18 protein-coding genes and 1 pseudogene are annotated in these 22,221 nt (G+C 41.1%); 12 read left to right on the forward strand and 7 right to left on the reverse strand.

Annotation, left to right across the window (positions count from 1 at the left end):
- Window positions 1-166: 166 nt before the first annotated feature.
- Window positions 167-1,474 carry a sulfotransferase family protein gene (locus ABEB05_RS02435; protein WP_265787225.1) on the reverse strand — a complete coding sequence of 436 codons (1,308 nt, stop codon included), beginning with the start codon at window positions 1,472-1,474 and terminating at the stop codon, window positions 167-169.
- A 259-nt stretch (window positions 1,475-1,733) separates the two neighbouring features.
- Here ABEB05_RS02435 and ABEB05_RS02440 point away from each other — a divergent pair.
- The 4 genes and pseudogenes from ABEB05_RS02440 to ABEB05_RS02455 all read left to right on the forward strand — a co-directional run bounded on the left by ABEB05_RS02440 (window position 1,734) and on the right by ABEB05_RS02455 (window position 5,227).
- Window positions 1,734-2,851: pseudogene (locus tag ABEB05_RS02440) on the forward strand (IS3 family transposase).
- A 304-nt stretch (window positions 2,852-3,155) separates the two neighbouring features.
- A complete protein-coding gene (gene nei / locus ABEB05_RS02445; protein ID WP_265787227.1) occupies window positions 3,156-3,977 on the forward strand; it encodes an endonuclease VIII in 822 nt (273 codons plus the stop codon).
- Window positions 3,978-4,210: 233 nt separating this feature from the next.
- Window positions 4,211-4,666 carry a DinB family protein gene (locus ABEB05_RS02450; protein WP_265787229.1) on the forward strand — a complete coding sequence of 152 codons (456 nt, stop codon included), beginning with the start codon at window positions 4,211-4,213 and terminating at the stop codon, window positions 4,664-4,666.
- A gap of 66 nt (window positions 4,667-4,732) precedes the next feature.
- Window positions 4,733-5,227, forward strand: coding sequence for a putative metallopeptidase (locus ABEB05_RS02455; protein ID WP_265787231.1), 495 nt, complete (start codon window positions 4,733-4,735; stop codon window positions 5,225-5,227).
- A 438-nt stretch (window positions 5,228-5,665) separates the two neighbouring features.
- On the opposite strand, the gene ABEB05_RS02460 is transcribed toward ABEB05_RS02455, so the two are convergent.
- From ABEB05_RS02460 to ABEB05_RS02470, 3 genes are read right to left on the reverse strand one after another with little or no spacing between them, the layout of a single operon-like run.
- Window positions 5,666-5,848 (reverse strand): hypothetical protein, encoded by a 183-nt coding sequence (locus ABEB05_RS02460; protein ID WP_265787233.1) that lies wholly within the window; start codon window positions 5,846-5,848, stop codon window positions 5,666-5,668.
- A gap of 35 nt (window positions 5,849-5,883) precedes the next feature.
- The gene (locus ABEB05_RS02465; protein WP_265787235.1) at window positions 5,884-6,108 is read right to left on the reverse strand and encodes a translation initiation factor; all 225 of its coding nucleotides are present in this window, start codon (window positions 6,106-6,108) and stop codon (window positions 5,884-5,886) included.
- Window positions 6,109-6,128: 20 nt separating this feature from the next.
- Window positions 6,129-6,278 carry an oxidoreductase-like domain-containing protein gene (locus tag ABEB05_RS02470; protein WP_265787237.1) on the reverse strand — a complete coding sequence of 50 codons (150 nt, stop codon included), beginning with the start codon at window positions 6,276-6,278 and terminating at the stop codon, window positions 6,129-6,131.
- A gap of 167 nt (window positions 6,279-6,445) precedes the next feature.
- Here ABEB05_RS02470 and ABEB05_RS02475 point away from each other — a divergent pair, with 167 nt between their 5' ends.
- Window positions 6,446-7,753 (forward strand): glycerate kinase type-2 family protein, encoded by a 1,308-nt coding sequence (locus ABEB05_RS02475; RefSeq protein ID WP_265787239.1) that lies wholly within the window; start codon window positions 6,446-6,448, stop codon window positions 7,751-7,753.
- A gap of 83 nt (window positions 7,754-7,836) precedes the next feature.
- Here the strand turns inward: ABEB05_RS02475 and ABEB05_RS02480 are convergent, their stop codons facing one another.
- Complete coding sequence (locus ABEB05_RS02480; protein ID WP_265787241.1) at window positions 7,837-10,353, reverse strand: SLBB domain-containing protein; 2,517 nt, start codon at window positions 10,351-10,353, stop codon at window positions 7,837-7,839.
- 74 nt (window positions 10,354-10,427) lie between these two features.
- Here ABEB05_RS02480 and ABEB05_RS02485 point away from each other — a divergent pair, with 74 nt between their 5' ends.
- Window positions 10,428-10,586 carry a hypothetical protein gene (locus ABEB05_RS02485; protein WP_265787243.1) on the forward strand — a complete coding sequence of 53 codons (159 nt, stop codon included), beginning with the start codon at window positions 10,428-10,430 and terminating at the stop codon, window positions 10,584-10,586.
- A 475-nt stretch (window positions 10,587-11,061) separates the two neighbouring features.
- Here the strand turns inward: ABEB05_RS02485 and ABEB05_RS02490 are convergent, their stop codons facing one another.
- Entirely contained in the window at window positions 11,062-11,661 is a 600-nt protein-coding gene (locus ABEB05_RS02490) for a hypothetical protein (RefSeq protein WP_265787245.1), read from the reverse strand.
- A 301-nt stretch (window positions 11,662-11,962) separates the two neighbouring features.
- On the reverse strand, window positions 11,963-13,369 hold the full coding sequence (locus ABEB05_RS02495; RefSeq protein WP_265787247.1) for a carboxypeptidase regulatory-like domain-containing protein: 1,407 nt from the start codon (window positions 13,367-13,369) through the stop codon (window positions 11,963-11,965).
- 319 nt (window positions 13,370-13,688) lie between these two features.
- On the opposite strand from ABEB05_RS02495, the gene ABEB05_RS02500 reads away from it, so the two are divergent.
- The 6 genes from ABEB05_RS02500 (at window position 13,689) to ABEB05_RS02525 (ending at window position 22,176) form a co-directional block, all read left to right on the forward strand.
- Window positions 13,689-15,458, forward strand: a complete 1,770-nt coding sequence (locus ABEB05_RS02500; RefSeq protein ID WP_265787249.1) for an SLC13 family permease — start codon at window positions 13,689-13,691, stop codon at window positions 15,456-15,458.
- A 398-nt stretch (window positions 15,459-15,856) separates the two neighbouring features.
- A complete protein-coding gene (locus ABEB05_RS02505) occupies window positions 15,857-16,714 on the forward strand; it encodes a class I SAM-dependent methyltransferase (RefSeq protein WP_265787251.1) in 858 nt (285 codons plus the stop codon).
- 1,454 nt (window positions 16,715-18,168) lie between these two features.
- Window positions 18,169-18,618, forward strand: coding sequence for a hypothetical protein (locus ABEB05_RS02510; protein WP_265787253.1), 450 nt, complete (start codon window positions 18,169-18,171; stop codon window positions 18,616-18,618).
- A gap of 82 nt (window positions 18,619-18,700) precedes the next feature.
- Window positions 18,701-20,206, forward strand: coding sequence for an O-antigen ligase family protein (locus tag ABEB05_RS02515; protein ID WP_265787255.1), 1,506 nt, complete (start codon window positions 18,701-18,703; stop codon window positions 20,204-20,206).
- Window positions 20,207-20,872: 666 nt separating this feature from the next.
- Window positions 20,873-21,778 (forward strand): sulfate adenylyltransferase subunit CysD, encoded by a 906-nt coding sequence (gene cysD, locus ABEB05_RS02520; protein ID WP_265787257.1) that lies wholly within the window; start codon window positions 20,873-20,875, stop codon window positions 21,776-21,778.
- A 35-nt stretch (window positions 21,779-21,813) separates the two neighbouring features.
- Window positions 21,814-22,176 carry a four helix bundle protein gene (locus ABEB05_RS02525; protein WP_265787259.1) on the forward strand — a complete coding sequence of 121 codons (363 nt, stop codon included), beginning with the start codon at window positions 21,814-21,816 and terminating at the stop codon, window positions 22,174-22,176.
- Window positions 22,177-22,221: the final 45 nt, after the last annotated feature.

Genomic DNA, 22,221 nt, shown 5'->3' on the forward strand with positions numbered 1-22,221 from the left:
ACCGAATATAAATTTTCGGTATTTCCCTGATCTGGAGAAGTCTAGGATTGCCTTATGGGTATGGTTTAGAGCTTTTTATAAAAAAGGCTCTGTAGGTGGAAAGTTAAATTCTTGATTTTAATCATTATAGAATCTTGTATAAAGATAGATAGGAATAAAGGATATTTTACTTAATAGTCCTACCAAGAAAAGTTTTTGCAGAAGCTATTTCAGTTCCCTTTTCAAAGTCATTAGAATGAATGTCAAATTCTGTACCCAGAACAGTAATTATTTTTTGAATGAACCTGGAGGTGAGACTATTTCCTGGTTTGGATTCAGACCAGTACAGTATTTTAGTTCCATTAAACTTTTCAATTAACAGTCGAATAATGATACGAATGGTGAAAAAAAGACGTTTAACACGCTTTTGACCAATTTTCGGCAGTTCTAATAGGGGTAAAATTCTTTCACTTCCTGCCTGTAATTTCAGTAATTCTTTATTTTTGGCTGGTTTTAAGAAAATATTTTTTTCCGATAGGGCGATAATGTCTTTACTAATAATTGTAGCGCTATGCCAATCCAAACCAAAAACTGGGATTGTTGTTTTAGGACGAATTGGATCAGGGTACTGGTAATTGAAAATTCCCTCATGACAAATCAAACTAATAGCCTTGGCCTCTTTAGCTGGCATTTTACTTTTCCATTTATAAACATTTTCTGAATTTATTGGCTTAGATACTTTGTTTTTCCAAGTTTCTTTTGGGGAAACTAAGTGCCTAGCTGATATAGTCGGATCAAACATAGTACCTTCATGCTGAATACCAATGTGGGTGCAAATTTTATCTAGTATGAAAGTCGTTCTATTTACTAAGTCTTCATATCTAACAGAGATACTATTTTTTAATTTTTCGTTATTTGTTAGCTGACTCTCCAACCTATACCAATGATAACTGTTGATAATAGCAGAATCACTCGCATGAGGTAGTTTTTTCATGGAATTACATGCATCCCTCGGATCGCGAATAATTTGTATTATTGATGCGTTAGGATAAAGATTTAAAATTTCTGGTAAGTGTAGTAAGTGGTTTGGTGTTTTCTCAGCCCAAAATGGTTTATCAATATTTTTTGCAAATTGGGCGGTAAGTGATTCTAGCATGGCTTGTTGTGAGGGCACAGAATCCTTTAAATAGGTATATATTTGTTTTTTAGATAGCTTAAATAATTTGTATACAAATTGCCCACTTAGCTTTATTGAAGTGATTAAACTAACAGCCTGTTCCGGCCAATTTGGATCTTCGACAGCTTCTTGCCTTTGTTCAAAACTGGTTTTAGAAAAAAAATGAGTTTCCGGGCCACAGGCAATTTCACTATGCGAAGATATTAAAGCTGCTAGAAGAGTTGTTCCAGATCGAGGTATACCAACTATAAATATTGGTCTTCTTTTATCGTATAATAATGGTTTATCTGAAGCAATAGGTATGTTTTCATGAGACATGGTGTTATGCTATAAGTAGCTAAATAGGTTTTGTAAAATTCTAAATGATAACTTGCATTATGCTCCCAATTTAATTCTTCTTTAATGTATATTCTTTTCTTTTTTCTAAATTTTAATAATAAATGTATATCGTGTTGAGCACTTCTTCTACCATCAAGATGAAGTTGAATGTTCTTACTGACCTCCTCCCTAAAAACTGGTCCATTGTAAAGTAGAGTTTTCGGGCAATTATGCTAACTTAAAATAAATCATCATTGCCATGAAAAAATCAAAATTTACCGAATCTCAGATTGTCTTTGCCCTCCACCAGGCCGAGACGGGAACCCGCGTTGGGGAGGTCTGCCGCAAGATGGGCATCAGCGAGGCGACCTTCTACAACTGGAAGAAAAAGTTTGGTGGGCTGGGCACCTCCGAGCTGCGCCGCCTGCGTCAGCTCGAGGAAGAAAACAGCCGGCTGAAGAAGCTGGTGGCCGATCTGTCCCTGGACAAACATATGCTTCAGGAAGTACTCAAAAAAAAGCTATGAGGCCGGCCCGCTGCCGCGAGCTGGCCCGGTGGCTGGTCGAGGAGTACCGCATCTCCGAGCGCCGTGTGGCGCAGGTGACCGTGCTCGCACGGCCCACCTTTCGTTACCAACCCGTCGAGCGTGATGACGACCCCCTTCGCGCTCGTATTCGTGAAATCGCCATGACCCGGGTTCGATACGGATTCTGGCGGATCTACGTGTTACTTCGTCGGGAAGGCTGGATGGTGAATCATAAGCGCGTATATCGGCTCTACAAGCTTGAAGGGCTGAATCTGCGTGCCAAACGCCCCAGAAGAAGCCGGGCGGCCGCGCATCGCCTGGATCGCCCCGACCTCAGCGGGCCCCACCAACTATGGAGTATGGATTTTGTGGCCGACCAGCTCTTCGATGGGCGCCGACTGTGAGCCTTAACTGTAGTGGATAATTTTAGTCGCAGCTGCCTAGCCATCCATGCAGATCAGTCGATCAAAGGAGGGGATGTAACCGGAATTATGGAACGAATTTCCCGTCGAGTTGGTCAGGTGCCAGAACGGATCCAAGTCGACAATGGCAGTGAATTTATCTCTAAAATACTCGACCAGTGGGCCTACGACAAAGGGGTGACGCTGGACTTCTCCAGGCCGGGGAAACCTACCGACAACCCGTATATTGAATCGTTCAACGGGAGCTTCCGCGATGAGTGTTTAAACCTACATTGGTTCTTATCGTTGGAAGATGCTCGCCAGAAAATCGAGGCCTGGAGAACCGAATATAACGGCTTCAGACCTCACAGTTCACTAGGAGATTTGACCCCGAATGAATACATTGAACAACACCGCATAACGTCCGATTCTCTACTTTTGACTGGGTGAATTACGGGGAGGGGCTCATTACCAGTTGAAATATATACGGATTGCGATTCAGAAAGGGGGGATAAGATTTTTTATTTTTCTAATCTAGAGATATTAATATTAGAAAAAGAAATTTGATTATTAGGTCTTATAGGTATAATAGTAGGCTAATTGGATAAGGATTTGACGATTGATTAAAATGAATTTCTGATACTTATTCTGAGGCAAGCATTTTAAGATTTAGAATTACCGAACGATTTACCCCTTGCATTTGTAAAATAGTTGATCATGATAACTTGAGTTAATATTAATAGTAGAATTATTTATGCCCGAAGGACCGGAAATTTGGAGAACTGCAGACGTACTTACCGAATCCCTAAAAAATAAACCGATAAACGACCTCTTTTTTGCTTTTGATAAACTCAAGGAATATGAGTCTAAATTAGAGGGACAAAAGGTTAACAGGGTAGAGGCCAGGGGAAAGGCGATACTCACGTACTTTGAAAGTGATACCGTTATGTACAGTCACAATCAGCTTTATGGTAAGTGGATGATTAGTAAAAATGGCGAGCAACCTGATACCAACCGGTCCCTGCGAGTAGCTATTCATAACGATGAAAAATCAGCTTATCTTTATTCTGCTTCAGAAATAGAGATTTTGAATAGAGATAAGGTCAATGAACATTCCTATATCCAAAAGTTAGGTCCCGACGTCCTTCATCCAAAAACAACCTATGAAGATATCCTTGGACAGTTTCAATCTGATAAATTTAAAAACCGAAAGCTTACGACTTTACTGTTAGATCAGGGGTTTGTAAGCGGTATTGGGAACTATTTGCGTAGCGAGATTATGTTTTACGCCAAAGTCAATCCCCGTGAAAAGCTTCGTGAATATTCGAATCAAGAGAAAGAAGCGTTAGCAGAAGCCACCATTAAACTCTCTGAACGTTCCTATGAAACGGGAGGGGTAACGAACGACGAAAAGATTGTGAACGCCCTTAAACGCGAAAATGCATCGTATGATGATTACAGACATTTCGTTTATAATCGGACTGATGATCGGTGCCATAAGTGCGGTACGGTTATCGAGGAAGAGAAGACCGGGGGACGTAAAATCTATTATTGTCCGAATTGTCAGTTAAACTGATTGATGATCCTAATGTCCAGAAGGCTTGAAAAAAACGGACTCCAAAATGACCGGAGCAAAAGGTCTTTATTTCAGTGGTCCTTGGCTTTTTAGGAGCCTTTTGTGTCAATAGAAAAGGCGGACGAAAATCGATTTTTTCCGAATTACCAGTTGAATATGAAGGATGATCTGGATAAGGTAAGGGCAAAATTAATTATATTGTAATTGAACTTTCATCAAAAAACCCTTCGACTATGGAAAATTCATTACAACGAGATTTGCGAACGCTTTACATGCGAGATCTTGATCAGCTTATTGATAATATAGAAGCCATTCCCGAGGATCTGCTTTGGAATGCCCCCGAGGGAGTTACTAACAGTTGTGGAGTATTGGTACAGCATCTGGTCGGTAACCTCAATCATTACATTGGAGAAGGTATTGGGGAAACCGGCTATGTTCGTCAGCGTGAACAAGAGTTTACGACTACTCAAACATCTAAGAAAGATCTGATTGCGGATGTCGAGTCTTTACAAAGAACGCTCGATACTGTTTTTGATACTTTGGAGGATAGCGACTTATCCGAAGAATATCCGCTGGAGACTTCATATGAATTTTCAACTCGGGGGTTTCTTATTCATTTGTATGGTCACTTAAACTATCACTTGGGACAAATTAATTACCTGGGGCGCTTATTATCTGAAAGGGGATGAAAAGAAGCCGGGAGAATCATACCTTTGGAACCCTTGGAAATATAAATTTAAAGCAGAAGTACGTTCATGAAAGACAATGATTTTTTAAAGCCGGGAGATACCATTGCACATAGTAATAAACAGCTGATGGAATCCCCCGAAGTAGAAAAAATAGCGGAAATAGTGATTGAGCGCGAAAGCCTGGATTTCGGTCCCGCTGAAATTGGCTACTTTCTCGTTTATCCTAATCTCTCAAAATATAAAGCAGCCAAATGCGTCAAGGCATCCCGGGAGGTACAATACTATTCCGGAAATAACTATTTGATTGAGATATCCGGGGAAATGTGGGATATGCTCGACCAAAAAACGCGGGAGATGGTTCTTTTCCATCAGCTTATGCATGTGGATCCCGTTTATAAAGCCAAAAATCAGGAGTGGAAGATGAAGATCCGCAAGCCAGACTTTTCCGATTTCTACGAGATTAATGACAAGTACGGCAATGACTGGTACAAAACGGTGCAGGCAACAGTATCTTCTCTTTATGATCTTGACCCCAAAAGAGAGAGTAAAGTATCTTTATAAATAAGTTATTCGTAAGCTTTGAGGGGTGTATATATAAATATATACATCCCTTTTCTTTTTTAATTTATAGCTGAGTTACTGTTAAGGCTGAACGTTTTTGCCCTTAAATGTTATTACGATATTTACTACGAGCCTTAGGAGCAGATAAAGTGAATTCTTTAGACTCTACAGTAGATGGGATTGCGATTAAGCGGAGAAAATAACAAGAAAGAGAAGGGAACCGGGATTAAAAAGTACTTTGATGTACATGGTCCGGTTTTTTGGCCATGTTAGTGATTGTTATAGCGATGGTCGTCGGTACTATTTCGTTAGGGAAGCACAGCCAGAGACCATTTTTATTCTTCATGTTCTTCGTTGTCCCACAATCTATATTGTTGATTCTTTTGTGTAGAATATTCGGGATTGTTGAAGAGTATCCTTGACAAATATTGAGTCCTACTATTGGCGTTCTTTTCCATTAATTACCTCTTCCAGCGACTGTAAACGCTTATCTATATCCAGCAGCTTTTGAATGATAATAGCATGGGTCTTTCCGGCGTCAATACCTACCGGACTATCATCGCTTTTAATTTGGTTGAGTATTGCTTTTAGCTGTTTTTCAGTAATATTTAAGTTTTCCATCACCTTCTAACATTCAACATGTAACTTTACAACTTTTATTTAACTTCAAATCCTTCTTTCTCAAGAAATTTTTGCACCTTGGCTACGTGATCGCCCTGAATTTCAATCGTTTTGGCATAACTGGTGCCGCCTGCTCCACAGTGTTTTTTTAGCTTCTTTTCCAAATCTTCGATAACCTGTGGATTGTGTTTAATATTACTAATAACGGTAACTGTTTTACCTCGTCGTCCACCGGTTTCTTTCTTTATTTTGATAGCCATAATGCCTTAATATTAAAAAATTATTTGGTCTGGGTTTGCTCTTCCTTTTTTTTCTGCTCTTGCTTCCATTTACGGTAACGTTTGAGATGCTCTACATAAATATCATATACGCATCGGTCACATCCGCTACCACAGCAGTCCGTGGGAAGAGGTTTAATTGGTTTTTTCATAGTGACCGAAGATAGAGTACCTGAGGACTTTAATCAAAGAAATTTATATTTGTTAAAGAACATATGGTCGAAGAATACGAGTGAAAGCTGGGACGGGCATTCATTTTTAAACTGAAAGTTTATTAGTTTAATAGTGAAGTATTAAATTGATGACCTCAGGTATACTTATGGGCGATAAAAATTATTTAAAAGATCTGTTTCACCGAACCTTAACAGCATGTTCGCCCGAGAATGCTGTCAGAGAGGCCGTAGAAATAGAGGGAGCAAAAATAAAAATAAGGGACCATCACTTTGAAAGCGATGAATATCCGGTATATGTATTAGCCGTTGGTAAGGCTTCGATTCCTATGTTTAAAAGTTTAGATAATATCATTGGCAACAGGATAATTAAAAGCTTGATTGTAACCCCGAATTCTCCTGAAAATTGTTCGGCTGATCAGATTATAACAGCGAATCATCCCGTTCCGGATGAGGAAAGTATAAAAGCGGGACGTGCCGCTGCTTCTTTTATGGAAAGCGTGCCCAAAAACGCATTAATTATAACATTGATTTCAGGGGGAACTTCTTCCCTAATGTGTAATCCGGCCGGGGCAATCACGCTATCAGATTTACGTACAACATTTGATTTATTGAATCAGTGCGGGGCATCCATAAGTGAAATAAACACGGTAAGAAAACATTGTTCCCAGATAAAAGGAGGTCAGTTACTGCGTTATTTGCATCAAGATGTAACCCTCATAGATTTGATTATTTCCGATGTACCTAGTAATGATCCGACCTTTATTGGAAGTGGTCCGACCGTGGGTGATCCATCAACATACCAGGATGCTTATCATGTTTTATTGGAATATCAGTTGTGGAACAAGATTCCTGAAAGCGTTAAGAGTCACATAGAAAAAGGATTAACCGGAGAAGTGGTGGAAACATTATCTCCAGAAGAAGAGACGATTAAAAGGCATGAAACTGAAATTATTAGTTCGGCAGAACAGTTTACTCAACAAGCGGCCGATTTTGCCAGTGAGGATGGTTATAAGTGCGTCCTTTCGGATCAACCATTTAACGAAGATGTTGAATCGGTAGCCTCATATATAACAGATAAAGTGTTATCCAATGAAGACCGAGATGGGAATCCTGCAATATTCTTTTTTTATGGAGAAAGCAGGGTAGTGGTAACCGGTGAAGGCAAGGGAGGGAGGAATCAGGAACTAGCGCTGCGTGGGGCCCTTAAGATAGCGGGATATAACAATTTAAGCTGGCTGAGTGCCGGTACAGATGGGGTTGACGGTCCTACTGATGCGGCCGGAGCCATCGTAGATGGGCAAACCATAACAAAAGCAAGAGATAAGGGAGTAAACCCTGATGAGCATCTTCAAAACAATGATTCCTATCATTTTCACAAGCAGATGGATACCCTGTTAGTAACGGGCCCCACCGGAAACAACTTGATGGATGTCGTTTTTGTAATACGAAATTAGTGCCGGTAAAAAATACCGTGGCATTACAAAGTTGACTAACCTATTACTTTATTGTAACCCCACGCTTGAATATCTTTCTCCTTTTAGCGATTAATTTGTACAATGGTGGTAACGATCAGGGCCAGAGTAGAGGTGACCGTAGATAAAATACTTATACGTTCCTGTGGTGAAAGTCCGGCAGTGGGCGACTCTTCCGGCACGACAATGGTGGCTCCCGGTTCCACATCTGGGAAATTCTTAAAGAAAAGGAATTTCTTCACGCGATCCACATCGCCGTTGGCATGGATAATATATGCGCGTTTTTTAATGGCCAGGTCATTAAATCCACCGGCAGCTGTTATATAGTCTCTAAAGGATCGACCGTCTTCATACCGAACCGTGGTAGGATAAAATACACCCCCTTCTACTGTAACCGTTTCAAGTTTTTTGGGGATAAACAGGGAGTCTCCTTCTTCCAATAGTAAATCGTATCTTGATCCGGGATTTTGCAGAACCTGTGGAAGTTCAATTCCAACCTGTGCAGACTCATCCTGTAATCTTTGCTGGCGCTGTTCCTCTAGTTGTTGTGCCCGTTCTTCCGCTGTCAGGCCTTCTCCCTGCACATTTGCAGTCATTTGTTGTGATTCCTGTTGAGTAAACTCTCGCTTACGAAAAAGAGTGGCCCCATCGGTATAAGCGTCAGGAGTCAGCCCGCCGGCTCTTTCAATAATATCTGAAATACGTTCATTTCTAGCGGAAATAGCATATTTGCCTGGGAATTGTACTTCTCCTACAACATGGATTTCCTGCTGTTCTTCATAATTTGGGAGTCTTCTGATATACACCTGATCAAAGGGCTGTAACTTAAACGAAGCGTCTTCTTCGTTCAGCGTCAGATCTTCATTTACTTCAAAAGTTTGAACATCGGCAATAAAAGAACTGCTTTTGGCGGTCTGACTGGCATCCCGGATTCGCCTCGCAACCTCTATACGATAGGGGGCAGCAGACTGCATAAATCCTCCGGCCTGGTAAATCAAATCTTCCAGAGTCATACCATAGGCAAATTCATATTGGTCAGGTTTTTGTACCGGACCATTAATAGTAACAGTATAATCTTCTCGAAGATCAAAGATGGAGGATATGCGAACACGGTCATCTTTTTGAAGATCAATATTATTTTGTTCTGGATTCCTAATGAGCTCGCGAACATTAAACGAGATGGTTTCTATCGTGTAATCGTCACGGGTACGATAGATAATACCCCGGTTCATAAAGGCATCTCCCATAAGTCCGTCGGCTCGTTGAATAAGGGAGTAAAGCGAGGTAGTATCTTCTAAGGCATATTCTCCCGGACGAAATACCGCTCCTTCAATTTGGACCATATTTTCAAACCGATCCAGTATTTTTCCAACCGATACCGAATCACCATTTTCCAGAATATAATTATCAAAAAATCCTTTCCGCACGTCGGTAATACGCTTCTGTTTTGGAGTGTTTCCAATGACTTTTATACGTTCGGTATAAGCTTTATTGGTAAAATCACCGGCATAAAGAATAAGATCCTGGAGCGTTTCTTTCCCCATTAGTTCATAGATACCGGGACGTTTAACTTCTCCTTCAATTTCAATGCGATTGTTATATGGCTTGACTTGGATAATATCCTGCGAGCGGAGTCGAATATTACTGGACTGGTCGCCATAAACAAGCAAATCATAAAGATCAAATGTAGCCACGGTTTCACTACCTCGGATAACATTAATTTCCCGAAAACTACCTGAAGTTGTTGGCCCGCCAGCCGCATATAATGCATTAAACACGGTTGAAAGGGAGGAAAGGGTATAGGAGCCCGGCACGGAAACTTCACCTAGTACTGTTACGTTGATGCTACGCACCTGCCCCAGGGATAGCTGCATATAGGTATCCTTGTTTTGTTCATTCTGGGGATCCAAGCCCGAGTAAATTTGACCCAACCGCGCTCTCAGACGTTCTTCTGCCTCCTTAATACTTAGTCCATTTACATTCACGGGCCCAAGGTCCTGAATTTGTATAAATCCCTCCGGTGAAACAGGCAGGTTATAATTCATTTGGGCTGCTCCCCAAATATTGATAACCAGTTCATCGCCCGGACCTATTTGATAATCCTGGGGCGTAGGGATATTCATGGCCGGCTCAAAAGTAACCCTTTCATTGGTAAATATCTTATAACCGAATATTTTGTCCTTCATTTGACGTTCCGCTCTTTTGAGCGAATCGGCTATCATATAAAGGGAATCAAACTTTGTGGAATCGGGAGCAGGCCCTTCAATGGGAACCTGATTCCTTAATTGTCCGGGAAATCCTTGCTCTTGACCTTGCCCAGCGGTACCAGCGCGAACCTGCTGAAGTCGTTGGCGAAGCTGGCTTGCCTGGGATTGGGGGAGGCCCTGTGCAACTGCTAACTGTACTGTTTCATCAATAGATAAACCCCTGGATTGTGCTCCACTGTAAATGCGCTGGATTTGCTGGTCGGAAAGTTCACTTACGCGTACACTTTTAAAATCTATATCGGAAAGGCTTTGAGCACTTGCTGAAACAGCAATGCATAGAAAGAGAATAGTTAACAGGCTCTTCGTCAGTCGCATTGATTTTTATAATCTTATTGGTATTGGATTTTACTAAGCACTCAAATTAATGAATTTCAAGGTAAACTTACATTATGAATTTACGCTGGACAGAGGTTTTTAGGCTTGAGGGCGAACTTAACTATAAAGTAGATAACAAGGAAGGAAAAGAAATAGTAAAGAAAAAAAATAAGGCGGCATCCGGTATTCCAGGTATGCCGCCTTTAGGGATTATGATAAGGGATATCGGTTAAAAAATAATTTCAAATATTTTTTTTGCCATGGATATTGCCCTTTCTTCGTTTATAAAGGTATCCTAATACTTATCTAGTTGTTAATTGATTATGTCTACTAAGGCTGATAGAAAGCTTCTATTAGACGGTTATCGAAAGAAATGCTAAAGCGCGGAAAGTATATATGTAAAAAAGTAATAAGTCAATACCTTATTTTGTGTATTTTTAACATTATAAGATATATAAAAATAGCCTTAGGAAGACGCTGGAAGGACTATTGAGAAGAAGGCTCCTTATAGAAAAGCTGTTATTTAATTTTATTTGATAAGAGGAATGCGGTAAAATGGCGAACAAGGCCAAACTTCATAAAAGGGATCTTCACGTAAAACACATAAAAATGCCACAACAGTTATTGAAGAAATAACCCTTGTTGTGCGAACTACATGCTTGGAACAGGTGTTAAGAAATAATGATTTGCTATAACTATCAGGAAAAGTCAACCGGTGGGGCTGTAGGCTTCCGGCCGTTTGGTTTTCAGTTCGCAACCATGGAAAGTATAATTCTTCAGATGCCACATAAAGCGCTGAAATTTAGAATCCGGAAGGGTAAATGAAACAATAGAATGAGCAGCGCGCCGGAGTGTTTTATCAGCATCAGTGTATTCATTAATATCTACTACAACCAACCCATTAAAAGCTTTTACCTTTTTCAGAAAATAGCGTTCCTGTGGAGTTGCATACTTTACGCGGGAAGATGAGTTGCCAGTATATGAACCACAGAATTTGCCACCATTTTTGAAATAGAGAATGGTGTCTGACTGCTGAAGGTCCTTGAAAAGGTTATCCAGCCTCTGAAATGTTTCGGATTCTATTTTAGTTACCAATTCAGCGGTGTCAATAACCTTTACCTCACGCTCCAGTGTATCGGCCAATTCTTCTAATGCTTTCTTTTTATTCGGCTCATATAGTCCCAAAAAAAGGCAGAGATGATGTTGGTTCTCGTTTGCTGTTCGCGATAATTCATCTTTTAGATCCTCAAAAGAAGAGTCCCCGTACGCGATATCCTGGAACGTATTATCAACGGATTGGATGTCCATAAAAATATATTGAATACTACTTACTGTTCAGTTTAAAAAAACTATGCTTATGATAATTAGTATTCGGGGTCTTTGCAAAACCCCAGAAATTCAAACTTGTCATTGCGAATAAGCGAAGCCTGCCTATGCTGAAGCTTTTTTAACAAGGGTAATTATATACAATGCAAGGCTCCGCGCAGGCAAGCAATCTTCCGGCAAAAGCCTCTAAAAAGAGGTCGATGCACTCCGTTCGCGATTACAATAAGGTTTTGCAAAGACCCCTATTCTTCAAAATAGCTAATGATCAGCCACAGGAGTCGTTTTACCTGCGGGTACCACTAATTCCGCTGTACGTAGTCGTATTGCCTGAAGGGGTGGTAACACTAATTTTAAGTGTCAGGCTGGCAGCTTCATCCGATTCATCATCCGTATCCCGGATAGAGAAGCTAAAGTTTGTAGCACCCGCCCCCGGAGTTATATGATCGCCAAGGGTAAAGTTTGTATCTCCGGTTAGCTCGATACCGGCCCCGGCCTCAATAGAGATTTGAGTACCCTTTGCCATGGGATTACCATTAACATCCTGTACCGTGTAATTAAACGAAGCTCCACCATCCGGATCCAGATCAAAACTTGTGGGACTTGCTGAAATATATGCTGTCCTGGATGAGAAGACTATCGGTATCTCTTGAGTTATATCTTCTCCGTTTTCTCCCTTTGTTGAAGCCGTAATCGTAGCCATGCCATTAGTTGGCCGGGGGTTGCCCGAAATAAGATCCACTTCCACAATACCGTCTTCGTCGGTTTGGCCTGATCCCTGGATAACACCCCCGGTGGTTTCAAAATAAACAACCGTACCGGGCTTAACGGGATTGCTGAACTTATCCCCAACCACTGTTGAAATAACATTGCGGTTATTATTAATGTCCCAGCCCTCGAAATTAAAATTTTCAGCGGCAATGCTAAAGTGATCCTGGTCAGGGAAGCCTCCGTGTATAGCCACTACAATGGGACTTGATTTTATTTCTATTCCGTCATCGCGGTTAACCAGTGCCTGTACTTTGATCTCACCGGCCGTATTTCCACTGAAAAGGGTAGTGGTTACATTACCTGAACTGTTCGTGGTAGCGGTAGCCGGAACCAAGTCTTCGCCACCGCCCGGACCGTTAATGATGCTAAACGAAACCTCCACGGCATTGTTTGACGACAAGGCCCGGCCCAGAGAATCCTGCACTTGGAAAGTCATAGAGGTACTTACCTGGTCCCCGGTTTCATTAATATTAATAGCACCCTCAGGCTGATCGGTCAGCACAATGGCAGCGGCACCTACCGTTTCTCCATTTTGGTCACCACCCCCGTTATCACCATCACCATTACCGTCATCTCCTTCTGCAGTAAGTTCTATTACCAAATCATTTATTTCGTCATTAGAAGAGACCTCAACATTGCGTGTAGCACTCTGATAGCCTTCTTTTGTTACTTCCAGAGTAAGAGCAACAGAACCATCATCTGGTTCCACATCAAAAGAAAAACGCCCGGATGAGTTCGTTATGGTGGATTGCTGAAAATTCTCCGGCTGAATAATTTCAACGGTAGCCCCTTCCACCGCATTTTCGGAACTGGCTTCGATGACCTCTCCGCCTACAACAGCAGGTTTGGATTTAAAATAATCGCAAGATTGTATAAAAAACAGTGAGACAAGGGTAAGTAAAACCAGTTGTATTTTTCGCATTGATCCCGATCGTTTACAGATGAATTATATTTGATCCCAATACACCAAATGGAATAATAACCGAATAAGATTAAGGTTAATCGGCATTATTGTCAAATGGTTTTAGTTGGCGGAGGGCAGTTACCAGTTTGCAGATGGCAGATAGCGGGAAGGGTTCGAGTCCATGCAATCTGCTATCTGATATTCGTAATCCCCTTAACTGCTTGCCAGAACCCTTCATTTATTCTCTATTTGAATTATAAATCAATTTGAAAGCTGTGAATATTTCACTTTATTTATCTTTGGCTCAAAACAATAACCAATTCAAGAGCAAAAAGATATGACCCTTGCCGGTTGGGCGGTGGTTGCCGTCATCTTATTATGTTTATTTCTGCTGATTAAGACGCGCATCTCGGCCGATGTGGTATTTATGTCGGGCCTTGCGATACTAATTGTCAGCCAGGTTATTCCTGCCTCAGAAGCCCTGGTCGGCTTTTCTAATGAGGGCATGCTTACGGTGGCGTCATTATATGTGGTAGCGGCAGGGATGAAGGAAACCGGGGCCATTGAATATATCGTTGCGAAAATTATTGGCCGATCGAAGAGTATCCGGCGGGCACAGCTTCGCATTATGGCTCCAGTGATGATTGTGAGTGCTTTCTTAAATAATACACCGGTTGTAGCCTCTTTTATACCCGCTCTCGAAGATTGGGCTCGAAAAAATCGTATACCCGCCTCGAAAATCCTTATCCCTCTCAGTTATGCGGCCATTTTGGGAGGGACCTGTACACTTATAGGTACGAGTACCAATCTTATTGTAAACGGACTTTTGATTGAAGAAACCTCTTATGGGTCACTGGGAATTTTTGAACCGGCCTATATTGGGATTCCCTGCGCTATTGCGGGTTTTATTTACATGTTCATATTCGGAAGGAAGCTTCTGCCTATCCGGGGTTCAGGTTTCGACAGTTTTAAAGATCCAAGGGAATATACCATTGAGATGCTGGTGGATAGTGGAAGCTCCCTCGTGGGCCAAACGATAGAAGAAGCAGGGCTCCGTAATCTTCCGGGGCTTTTCTTGGTGGAAATTTACCGGGATGATCAGATTCTGGCGGCCGTTGACCCGGAAATACGCCTGCAGGGGAATGATCGTCTTATTTTTGCCGGGGTCGTAGATTCTATTGTTGATTTGCAGCAGATCAAGGGGCTAAGCCCTGCTACCGACCAGCTCTTTAAACTGGATTCCAACCGCCGGGAACGTCTTCTGATGGAAGCAGTGGTATCACCTACGCATCCAGTGAACGGACAAACCATAAAAGATGGGCGATTTCGCAATCTCTATGATGCGGTGGTATTGGCTGTGGCACGAAACGGGGAGCGGGTAAAGGAAAAAGTGGGGGATATCCGTCTTAAAACAGGAGATACCCTGCTGCTGGAAGCACATCCTAACTTTTTGGAGCAGTATCGTAATTCCAGCGATTATTACCTGGTGAGCGGCATCAGTGGATATAGTCGGCCAAACTATGAAAAATCCGGAGTTGCATGGTCTATTCTCGGGGTGATGATTGGCAGCGTTGCAGTGGGACTGTTAACGATGTTCCAGGCCTCTTTTATGGCGGCGGGACTGATGATTCTGTTTAACTGTTGCGGTTCGGCAGATGCTAAAAGTTATATTGACTGGTCAGTATTGCTTGTTATTGCCGCAACGCTGGGCATCGGTAATGCCATGCAGTATACCGGTGCCGCTGAGGTTTTGGCAACAGGATTTTTAAGCCATGTGGAGTCCAATCCACATTTAGCACTTATTGGAGTCTATATTTCTACCTGGATATTGACGGAAATGATTACCAACAACGCAGCCGCCGTTCTTATTTTCCCTATTGCTATTTCTATAGCAGCCTCTTTCGGGGTAAACTATATTCCGTTTGTGATGACTATCATGATGGCGGCCTCGGCCAGTTTTTCGACGCCTATCGGTTATCAGACAAACTTAATGGTCTATGGTCCGGGGGGATACAAATTTACGGATTTTACTAAAATTGGCCTGCCTCTTAATTTAATTGTAGCGACTATCACTATTATTTTAGTGCCGATTATCTGGCCGTTTTAATGGTTTCTGCTATAAAAAATAAAGAGTAAGTAAGGATACTGAGTGATCAGTATGAAGTCTTAAGTTGAAAGTGTTAAGTTTTAATTAAACGTTGAAGGTTTAATGTTTATGAGGGGTACTGATTCGTTTAGGCTGGATGCCAGGTGGAACTGAATAGGTGCCATATATTAAAGCCTATCCCTAAAAAATATCCATCATCATTCTGGACCCCGATCCGGGATCTTGTAAAGCTTCAAACGTTTATAACATTTGTAATTAGATAAACGGGATGGTTTAATGCGAGATCCAAAACTAAATTATGGCTTTTAAAGTGCTTTTAGGGTTTTAGAATAAATGAGTATGTTAAGGAATCGGTGACAAATCAATACAACATTCTTTTAAATTTCAGGGCTTTATCAATGACTCAGGGATATAGCAAGCATCTAGTACAGTTTTTCAAAAAGAATTCAGCGGGATGGTTATTACTTATCACGGGACTGGTTTCTCTGGTTTTTCTGATCGTTGGATATCTGACATTTACCATAACCGAAACCGAATTGAATGGCTACGTTTTCTCTGCCTTATTTGCTGGAATGGCACTATTCGTTTCAGCTATTTTTTTAGCTTTGGAGTATAAAGTTGAAACCCGCATTCGCGATGCCGAGATCGAACTGAAAGCGACAGTAGGTCTTGCCAATTATACTAATATAAATCTGCCGCTCAACTGGGGTGATTACGCCATCACCGCGCACTTTTTAGATCGGTTGGTAAAGGAGATCCATCGAAATAAACCAGCATTGATTTTAGAATGTGGTTCTGGGACCTCCACAATGGTAGCGGCTTCCTGCTTGAAAGAGATGGGGCAGGGGAAAGTGGTCTCCCTGGATCATCTGGATCAATATGCCCGGAAGACCCGGGACTTTCTCCGTTTGGAAGGATTGGAAAAACATGCAGAGGTCGTAACAGCCCCGCTCACTGAGTATGAACTGGATTCCGGGATGTTTCAATGGTATGGAAATGGCTATGAAGGTCATATAGACAGGAGTATAGATATGCTGGTAGTTGACGGTCCGCCGGGGCGCCTGCAGTCGTTATCCCGCTATCCAACGGTGCCGCTGTTGCGTAATTCGTTAGCGGATGAGGTAGTCATTATGCTTGATGACGGGAATCGTAGCGACGAGAAAAAAATTGCAAAGAAGTGGGCCGACGAGCTGGATGCCACTCTGGAATATGACGACGGATATAAGGGATACTGGGTGGTCAGGAAGAATTCTTGAGTTTTAAGTTAAATGTTGAAGGTCAAAAGTTGAAAGTTGTAGGTTTAAGGTTGTTGTGGTTTCGGATAGCGGATAGGTCATATCGGAGTTCCAACCCCAACCTAAAAATATCCATTGCCATTTGGGGGAAGTGCAGTGAAACCGGAGGAACTTGATTTTTTGAGCACCTTTTGCATCAAGGTAAAAGGTGCAAGTAAACGCTATTCAAAGATAAAACCCTACGCTAAGCGCCACTGGTTAATTCAAATTCTCGGCGAATCGTCGTTGAAAAAATGGAACAAGGGAAAAAGTATAAGAATATCACCTTACTAAAAGGAAAAACTTAACAATATTAATAGTGTCCCTTTTGGCTTGATCCAAAAGAGACGAAAAGATCAAGGACCATTTAACTCCTCAGGGTGGACAACATTCGGAAACGTTGACTTTAGCTTTAGACCACCCCTCGTCAAACAGAAATGGTCCGTGGTGGTTTTGTCACTTTCAATATAACCGTAGAGTTATTGCGACCTTGAAAGATCAAGAACATATTTCCTCCGGCCTTGGGTTGTGAGCCGATCAGAGTAAGGACGTGAGAACCGGCCGTAAATAAGCTTGTTTGAGTGACCAACGGGAGCGAGTTTTGCTTTTTTACAGGTTCGAACGGACGCGCTCAGGCGAAGAACCTACAGCCGGCGACGTTTTTGGGTTCCGTTTTTGCGTCGTACCAAAAATGGAACAACTCTATTATTTACAAAAAAATAAAATGAATCAAATCATCCCCCATAGCCCCCTTTGGTTCTTAAGCAGCGGCTTTTTAGCGGTCCAGCCACAAGGGGGACTTTAATTCTTGACCTTTAAAAGTCTGGGCTTCTCCACCATCCGGCGAATCGCAATAACTGGCGTTGATTTGGCTTTATCAATCTACCTGCCTCGTGGAATCTCCCGTTGCACTGGGAGGCCACTTTAGTGGCATTCCATAGGCCCTGCCCGCTTTACGGCCGGTTGTCGGTCACGGCTCCAAGGCGGAACTCCCAAAGACCTATCCTGAAAACCAAAGGTCCATCACAAGTATGATATGCCAAGAGATAATCGTGAAGTCCACAATTACTTGGCCTTCCGGTTACCAGGACCGCAACAATAAGCCATTGGCTTTGGTAAACCCACTTTCAGCAGGGAACAGGGAAAAAGAAACATAATGAATGGTTAAAATTTCTTTTTTATCATTTTTTTAATGATTAACTTGCTTTTTTACATACAAGGTTAAATATTACCTATGGATTAAAGAAATCTAATTTGTAGGACGTGATGGAAACGGTTAACGTTTAATCAGATTATCATTTACAAATAAAACATCGAAACAGACGGTCTTGAGTACGGCAGGTAGCTTACCAGTGGCCGGCTTTTTTATAAATAAAATAAACAAGGCTTTTTTCGGTCTAACTTAACAACAAATCAAATACAATAGGTAAACTACTATGGGACAACAACAACTCTTACTCGTAATTTTGGTAACCATTATCGTGGGCGTAGCTACGGTCGTGGCAATTAACACCTTTTCATCGGCAGCGGACAATGCTAACTTAGATGCTGTGAGAAATGATATGGCTACTATAGCTTCTTCCGCTCAAGGATATTATATGAAACCTGATATGATGGGTGGTGGTGGAAATTCTTTTACAGGAATGACTTTTGATGATCTCGCGTTTGCTACAGATGGAAGTGAATCATCAGGGGCCACTGAAGTAACGAATGGAAACGGTACATATACACTCTCTATTAATGCAGATAATTTTACTATAACTGCTGTTCCTGCACAAGCTGATGGAAATATTGTAGCTTATGTTGAAAAGGATTGTATGGATATGAGTGATTATGATCCGAATGGATCAGCTTCCTCTCCTGGCTCTTGCTCAAGTTCTTCTTAGTATAATTTTTTATCAATATTTGAGGCTTCACTTTAATTAGTGAGGCCTTTTTTATTTATATATCTTCCGGCTCATTCAAAGTATGAAATATTTATTTGGTGAAGGGGTTTTGCTTGTTATTGTCGGGATTTTAATCTGTCTTCCAACATTACAATATGAACCTTATGGTATTGACCATTTATATAATACGAAGCGGTTATTTGAAATTGGGTTGCTAGGATTAATAGGAAGTGTTCTATTATTTTCAACAAATAGTAGAATCCAAACAGCTTCATTTATACAATTCTATTCGATCAAATTCAGGCTATTTTTAATGGCCATTTTTCTTATTGGTGCCGTTTCCTGTTTTTTTAGCCTTCATAAAGAATGGGCCTTACTAGATTATAGCCATTACTTATTGCTAAGCACCACTATTTTTTTTGTGGCTTCTATTACATATAAAGATATCAATAAAGCTGTTTTATATCTTAAGGTGGCTGTAATAGGCTTTGTTTTTTTTTATTCATGTCGAGTTTTAATCTTTTATTTTTTATCCCAAGTAGGTAGTATACCGCTATGGCCTGGTAGTGTAAATGGTAAAGCACTATATAGTTTTTCATATATTCGCTTTTTTAATCAGACTCAAACTTGGACAATTCCCATATTAATTAGTTTAAGTTGGTATGGTTGGAATAGTATAAAGAAAGATTGGCTGCGTTGGGGCTCGGTTATACTCACTATTTGGTGGGGGGCTCTAGTTTTTGCCAGTGGTGCAAGAGGCACCATACTAAGTATAGTAGTAAGTTTCTTTATAATGTTCGGATTGTTTGTAAAAAATAAATCTTCATTCCTTCGGCATAATTCTCTGATTGTAGCTTTTACCCTAATTTGCTATTACATTTTTTTTAAAATACTTGGAAGTAGTACTAGCTTGTCAGTGTTACGTACAGATAGTTCAGGTCGAATAGACCATTGGATAGATTTAATTCATGGTATGCTAGAGAAGCCATTATTGGGATATGGGCCTATGCATTATGCTTCTGTTGAATTAAACAAGTCCTGGGGACATCCACATAATTGGTTTTTACAGTTTGGGTATGAATGGGGCATCATAGTAGCTCTTATTTTACTAGGTATTTTTATTTTTGGCCTATACAAATTTGGAAGTCAATTAAAAGTTAATTTAAAAACAGAAAATTATACTCAAGAAAGGTATTGGATTAAATTTGGTTTACTTTGGTCAATGATTGCTGCATTTATTCATGGCTTTTTGAGTGGAATTATTGTAATGCCTTTAAGCCAAGTATGGTTAATACTTATTGTGGGGGTATCAATGGGTTTATATATAGAGGAACGAGAAACAGGGAAAACTTTACTCAAAAGTAAAGGAGATAGAGTAACTGCAAATATAGTAGCGAGTTTAGTTATAATATCATTTATAGGATTTTTAAGTTGGTCTATGAAGCATCCGATAGATAGAGGTAAGGCTGATTCTTTATTTTATAAAAAGTCGGAATCAAGTAAATCATACCCTCGGTTTTGGCAGCAGGGCAAGATTGGATGGGAGAAGGACGAACCCGGCAAGAGAGAGGTAGAAATAGACAATTAGGAATTAAGAATTGGTAATCGTTCGCTGGAGTCAAGGTTTGCAGTCAAATTAAATTGAAATATTGAAGGTTTCAGGTTAAAGATTTTCCAATGGAGAATTAAAAATTAGGAATTATTCTAACCAACCCTTGTCATTACGAGGAGGAGCCTGCGACGACGAAGTAATCTCCCTGGCTAAGACTCTGCCTGTTCGAGGAGATTGCCTGCCTATGCCGAAGCTTTTATAACAAGGGTGCCATATTCTATAAAAGGCTTTGCGCTGACAGGCCGCGTCGCCCGGAAACCCGCGGGGCTCCTCATAATGACAGGCGTTGTTCATTTTTCTAGCCTGTCTTCAACCAAAAAAGAAGATAAAGAAAATTTGAAAGTGGGCGGCTGTGGTCGGAAGTCTGTTGCCGGATTGAGTTTAAAGGTTATAAAGTTTAAAGTGTTAAGTTTTAAGTAATGGTCAATTAGTCCTTGACACATGGTGTTGAAATCAGCAGCCTTCCATCCGCCAAGGGATGGAACAATTACCAAGAGCTGTACTATAATCATAATCTGAAACCCACTTTAGAAATAAAAAAACCGGGCCTTAATTTTAGTGTTCTTTATTTATTAGTGGCTATTGGATCATGAAATTTTTAATTTTGTCCGCTTTAGTTTTATCATAAACAGAAAATCATTTATGCGAAAATATAAATTGAGTCACATCCGGCAGTTGGAAGCCGAGTCTATTCATATAATGAGAGAAGTCGCCGCCCAGTTTGAGAATCCGGTACTGATGTTTTCAGGCGGAAAGGATTCGATTACGATGGCGTGGCTGGCAAAGAAAGCTTTCTGGCCGGGAAATATTCCCTTTCCCTTTCTGCATGTGGATACAGGGCATAATTTTGATGAAACCATCGAATTTCGCGATCAGCTGATGGATGAGCTGGGCGTCAACCTCATTGTGGCCAAGGTGCAGGATTTAATCGATGCCGGGGAGATCAAGGAACAAAATGGTCCCAATCCCAGTCGTAATAAACTGCAGATTCCCACGCTGTTAAAGGCGCTGGAAGAGCATGAGTTTGATGCGGCTTTTGGAGGCGCGCGACGGGATGAAGAAAAAGCCCGTGCCAAAGAGCGGTTCTTTTCGCATCGCGATGAATTTGGACAGTGGGACCCCAAGAATCAGCGTCCCGAGCTGTGGAATCTCTACAACGGCAAGAAAAACCACGGCGAACACTTTCGGGTATTTCCGCTAAGTAACTGGACCGAGATGGATGTGTGGCAGTATATTGCTGCAGAGGAAATTGATATTCCAAGTCTCTATCTCGCACATGAACGAACGGTTGTGGAGCGCGAAGGTACCTATCTGGCGAAATCGCCTTTTATTAAGCTGAATGATGATGAAGAGTATAAAGAAGAAACGGTTCGCTTCCGGACGATAGGAGATATGACCTGCACCGGGGCCTTTAAATCGGAAGCCTCTACGGTGGCCCAGATTATTGAGGAGGTCGCCTCCGCGCGGATCACCGAACGGGGTAATCGTACCGATGACAAACGTGCCGAAGCCGCAATGGAAGAACGAAAGAAACAGGGATACTTTTAGGGCTGTTAAAAGTGTTAAGTGTAAAGTTTTAAGTAATGGCTTATCAATCTTTTGAAGATCTTAAAGTATGGAAAAGATCAACTCGCTTGTCGGTTGAACTCACGAATTGTTTAGTAGAGTGCAAGGATTATGCTTTTAAAAATCAATTACTAAGATCTTCAATATCAATTCCTTCTAATATTGCGGAAGGAGCAGAACGTCAATCATATAAAGAATTCCGTTATTTTCTTAATGTAGCGAAGGGGTCGGCAGCAGAACTAAGAACTCAGTTTTATATAGCAATGGAAACACAGCTAGTTGACAAAGAAGTTTGTCAAAAGATGATTGATGAGCTGAAAGAATTATCCTCAATGCTGCAAGGTTTGATTAAAAGTATATATAAGAAACTTAACACTTAAAACTTTAAGCTTTACACTTTCTACAAAATAAATAACAAGTTTAAA

The sequence above is a fragment of the Fodinibius salicampi genome (assembly GCF_039545095.1).
Taxonomy (GTDB): Bacteria; Bacteroidota; Rhodothermia; order Balneolales; family Balneolaceae; genus Fodinibius; species Fodinibius salicampi.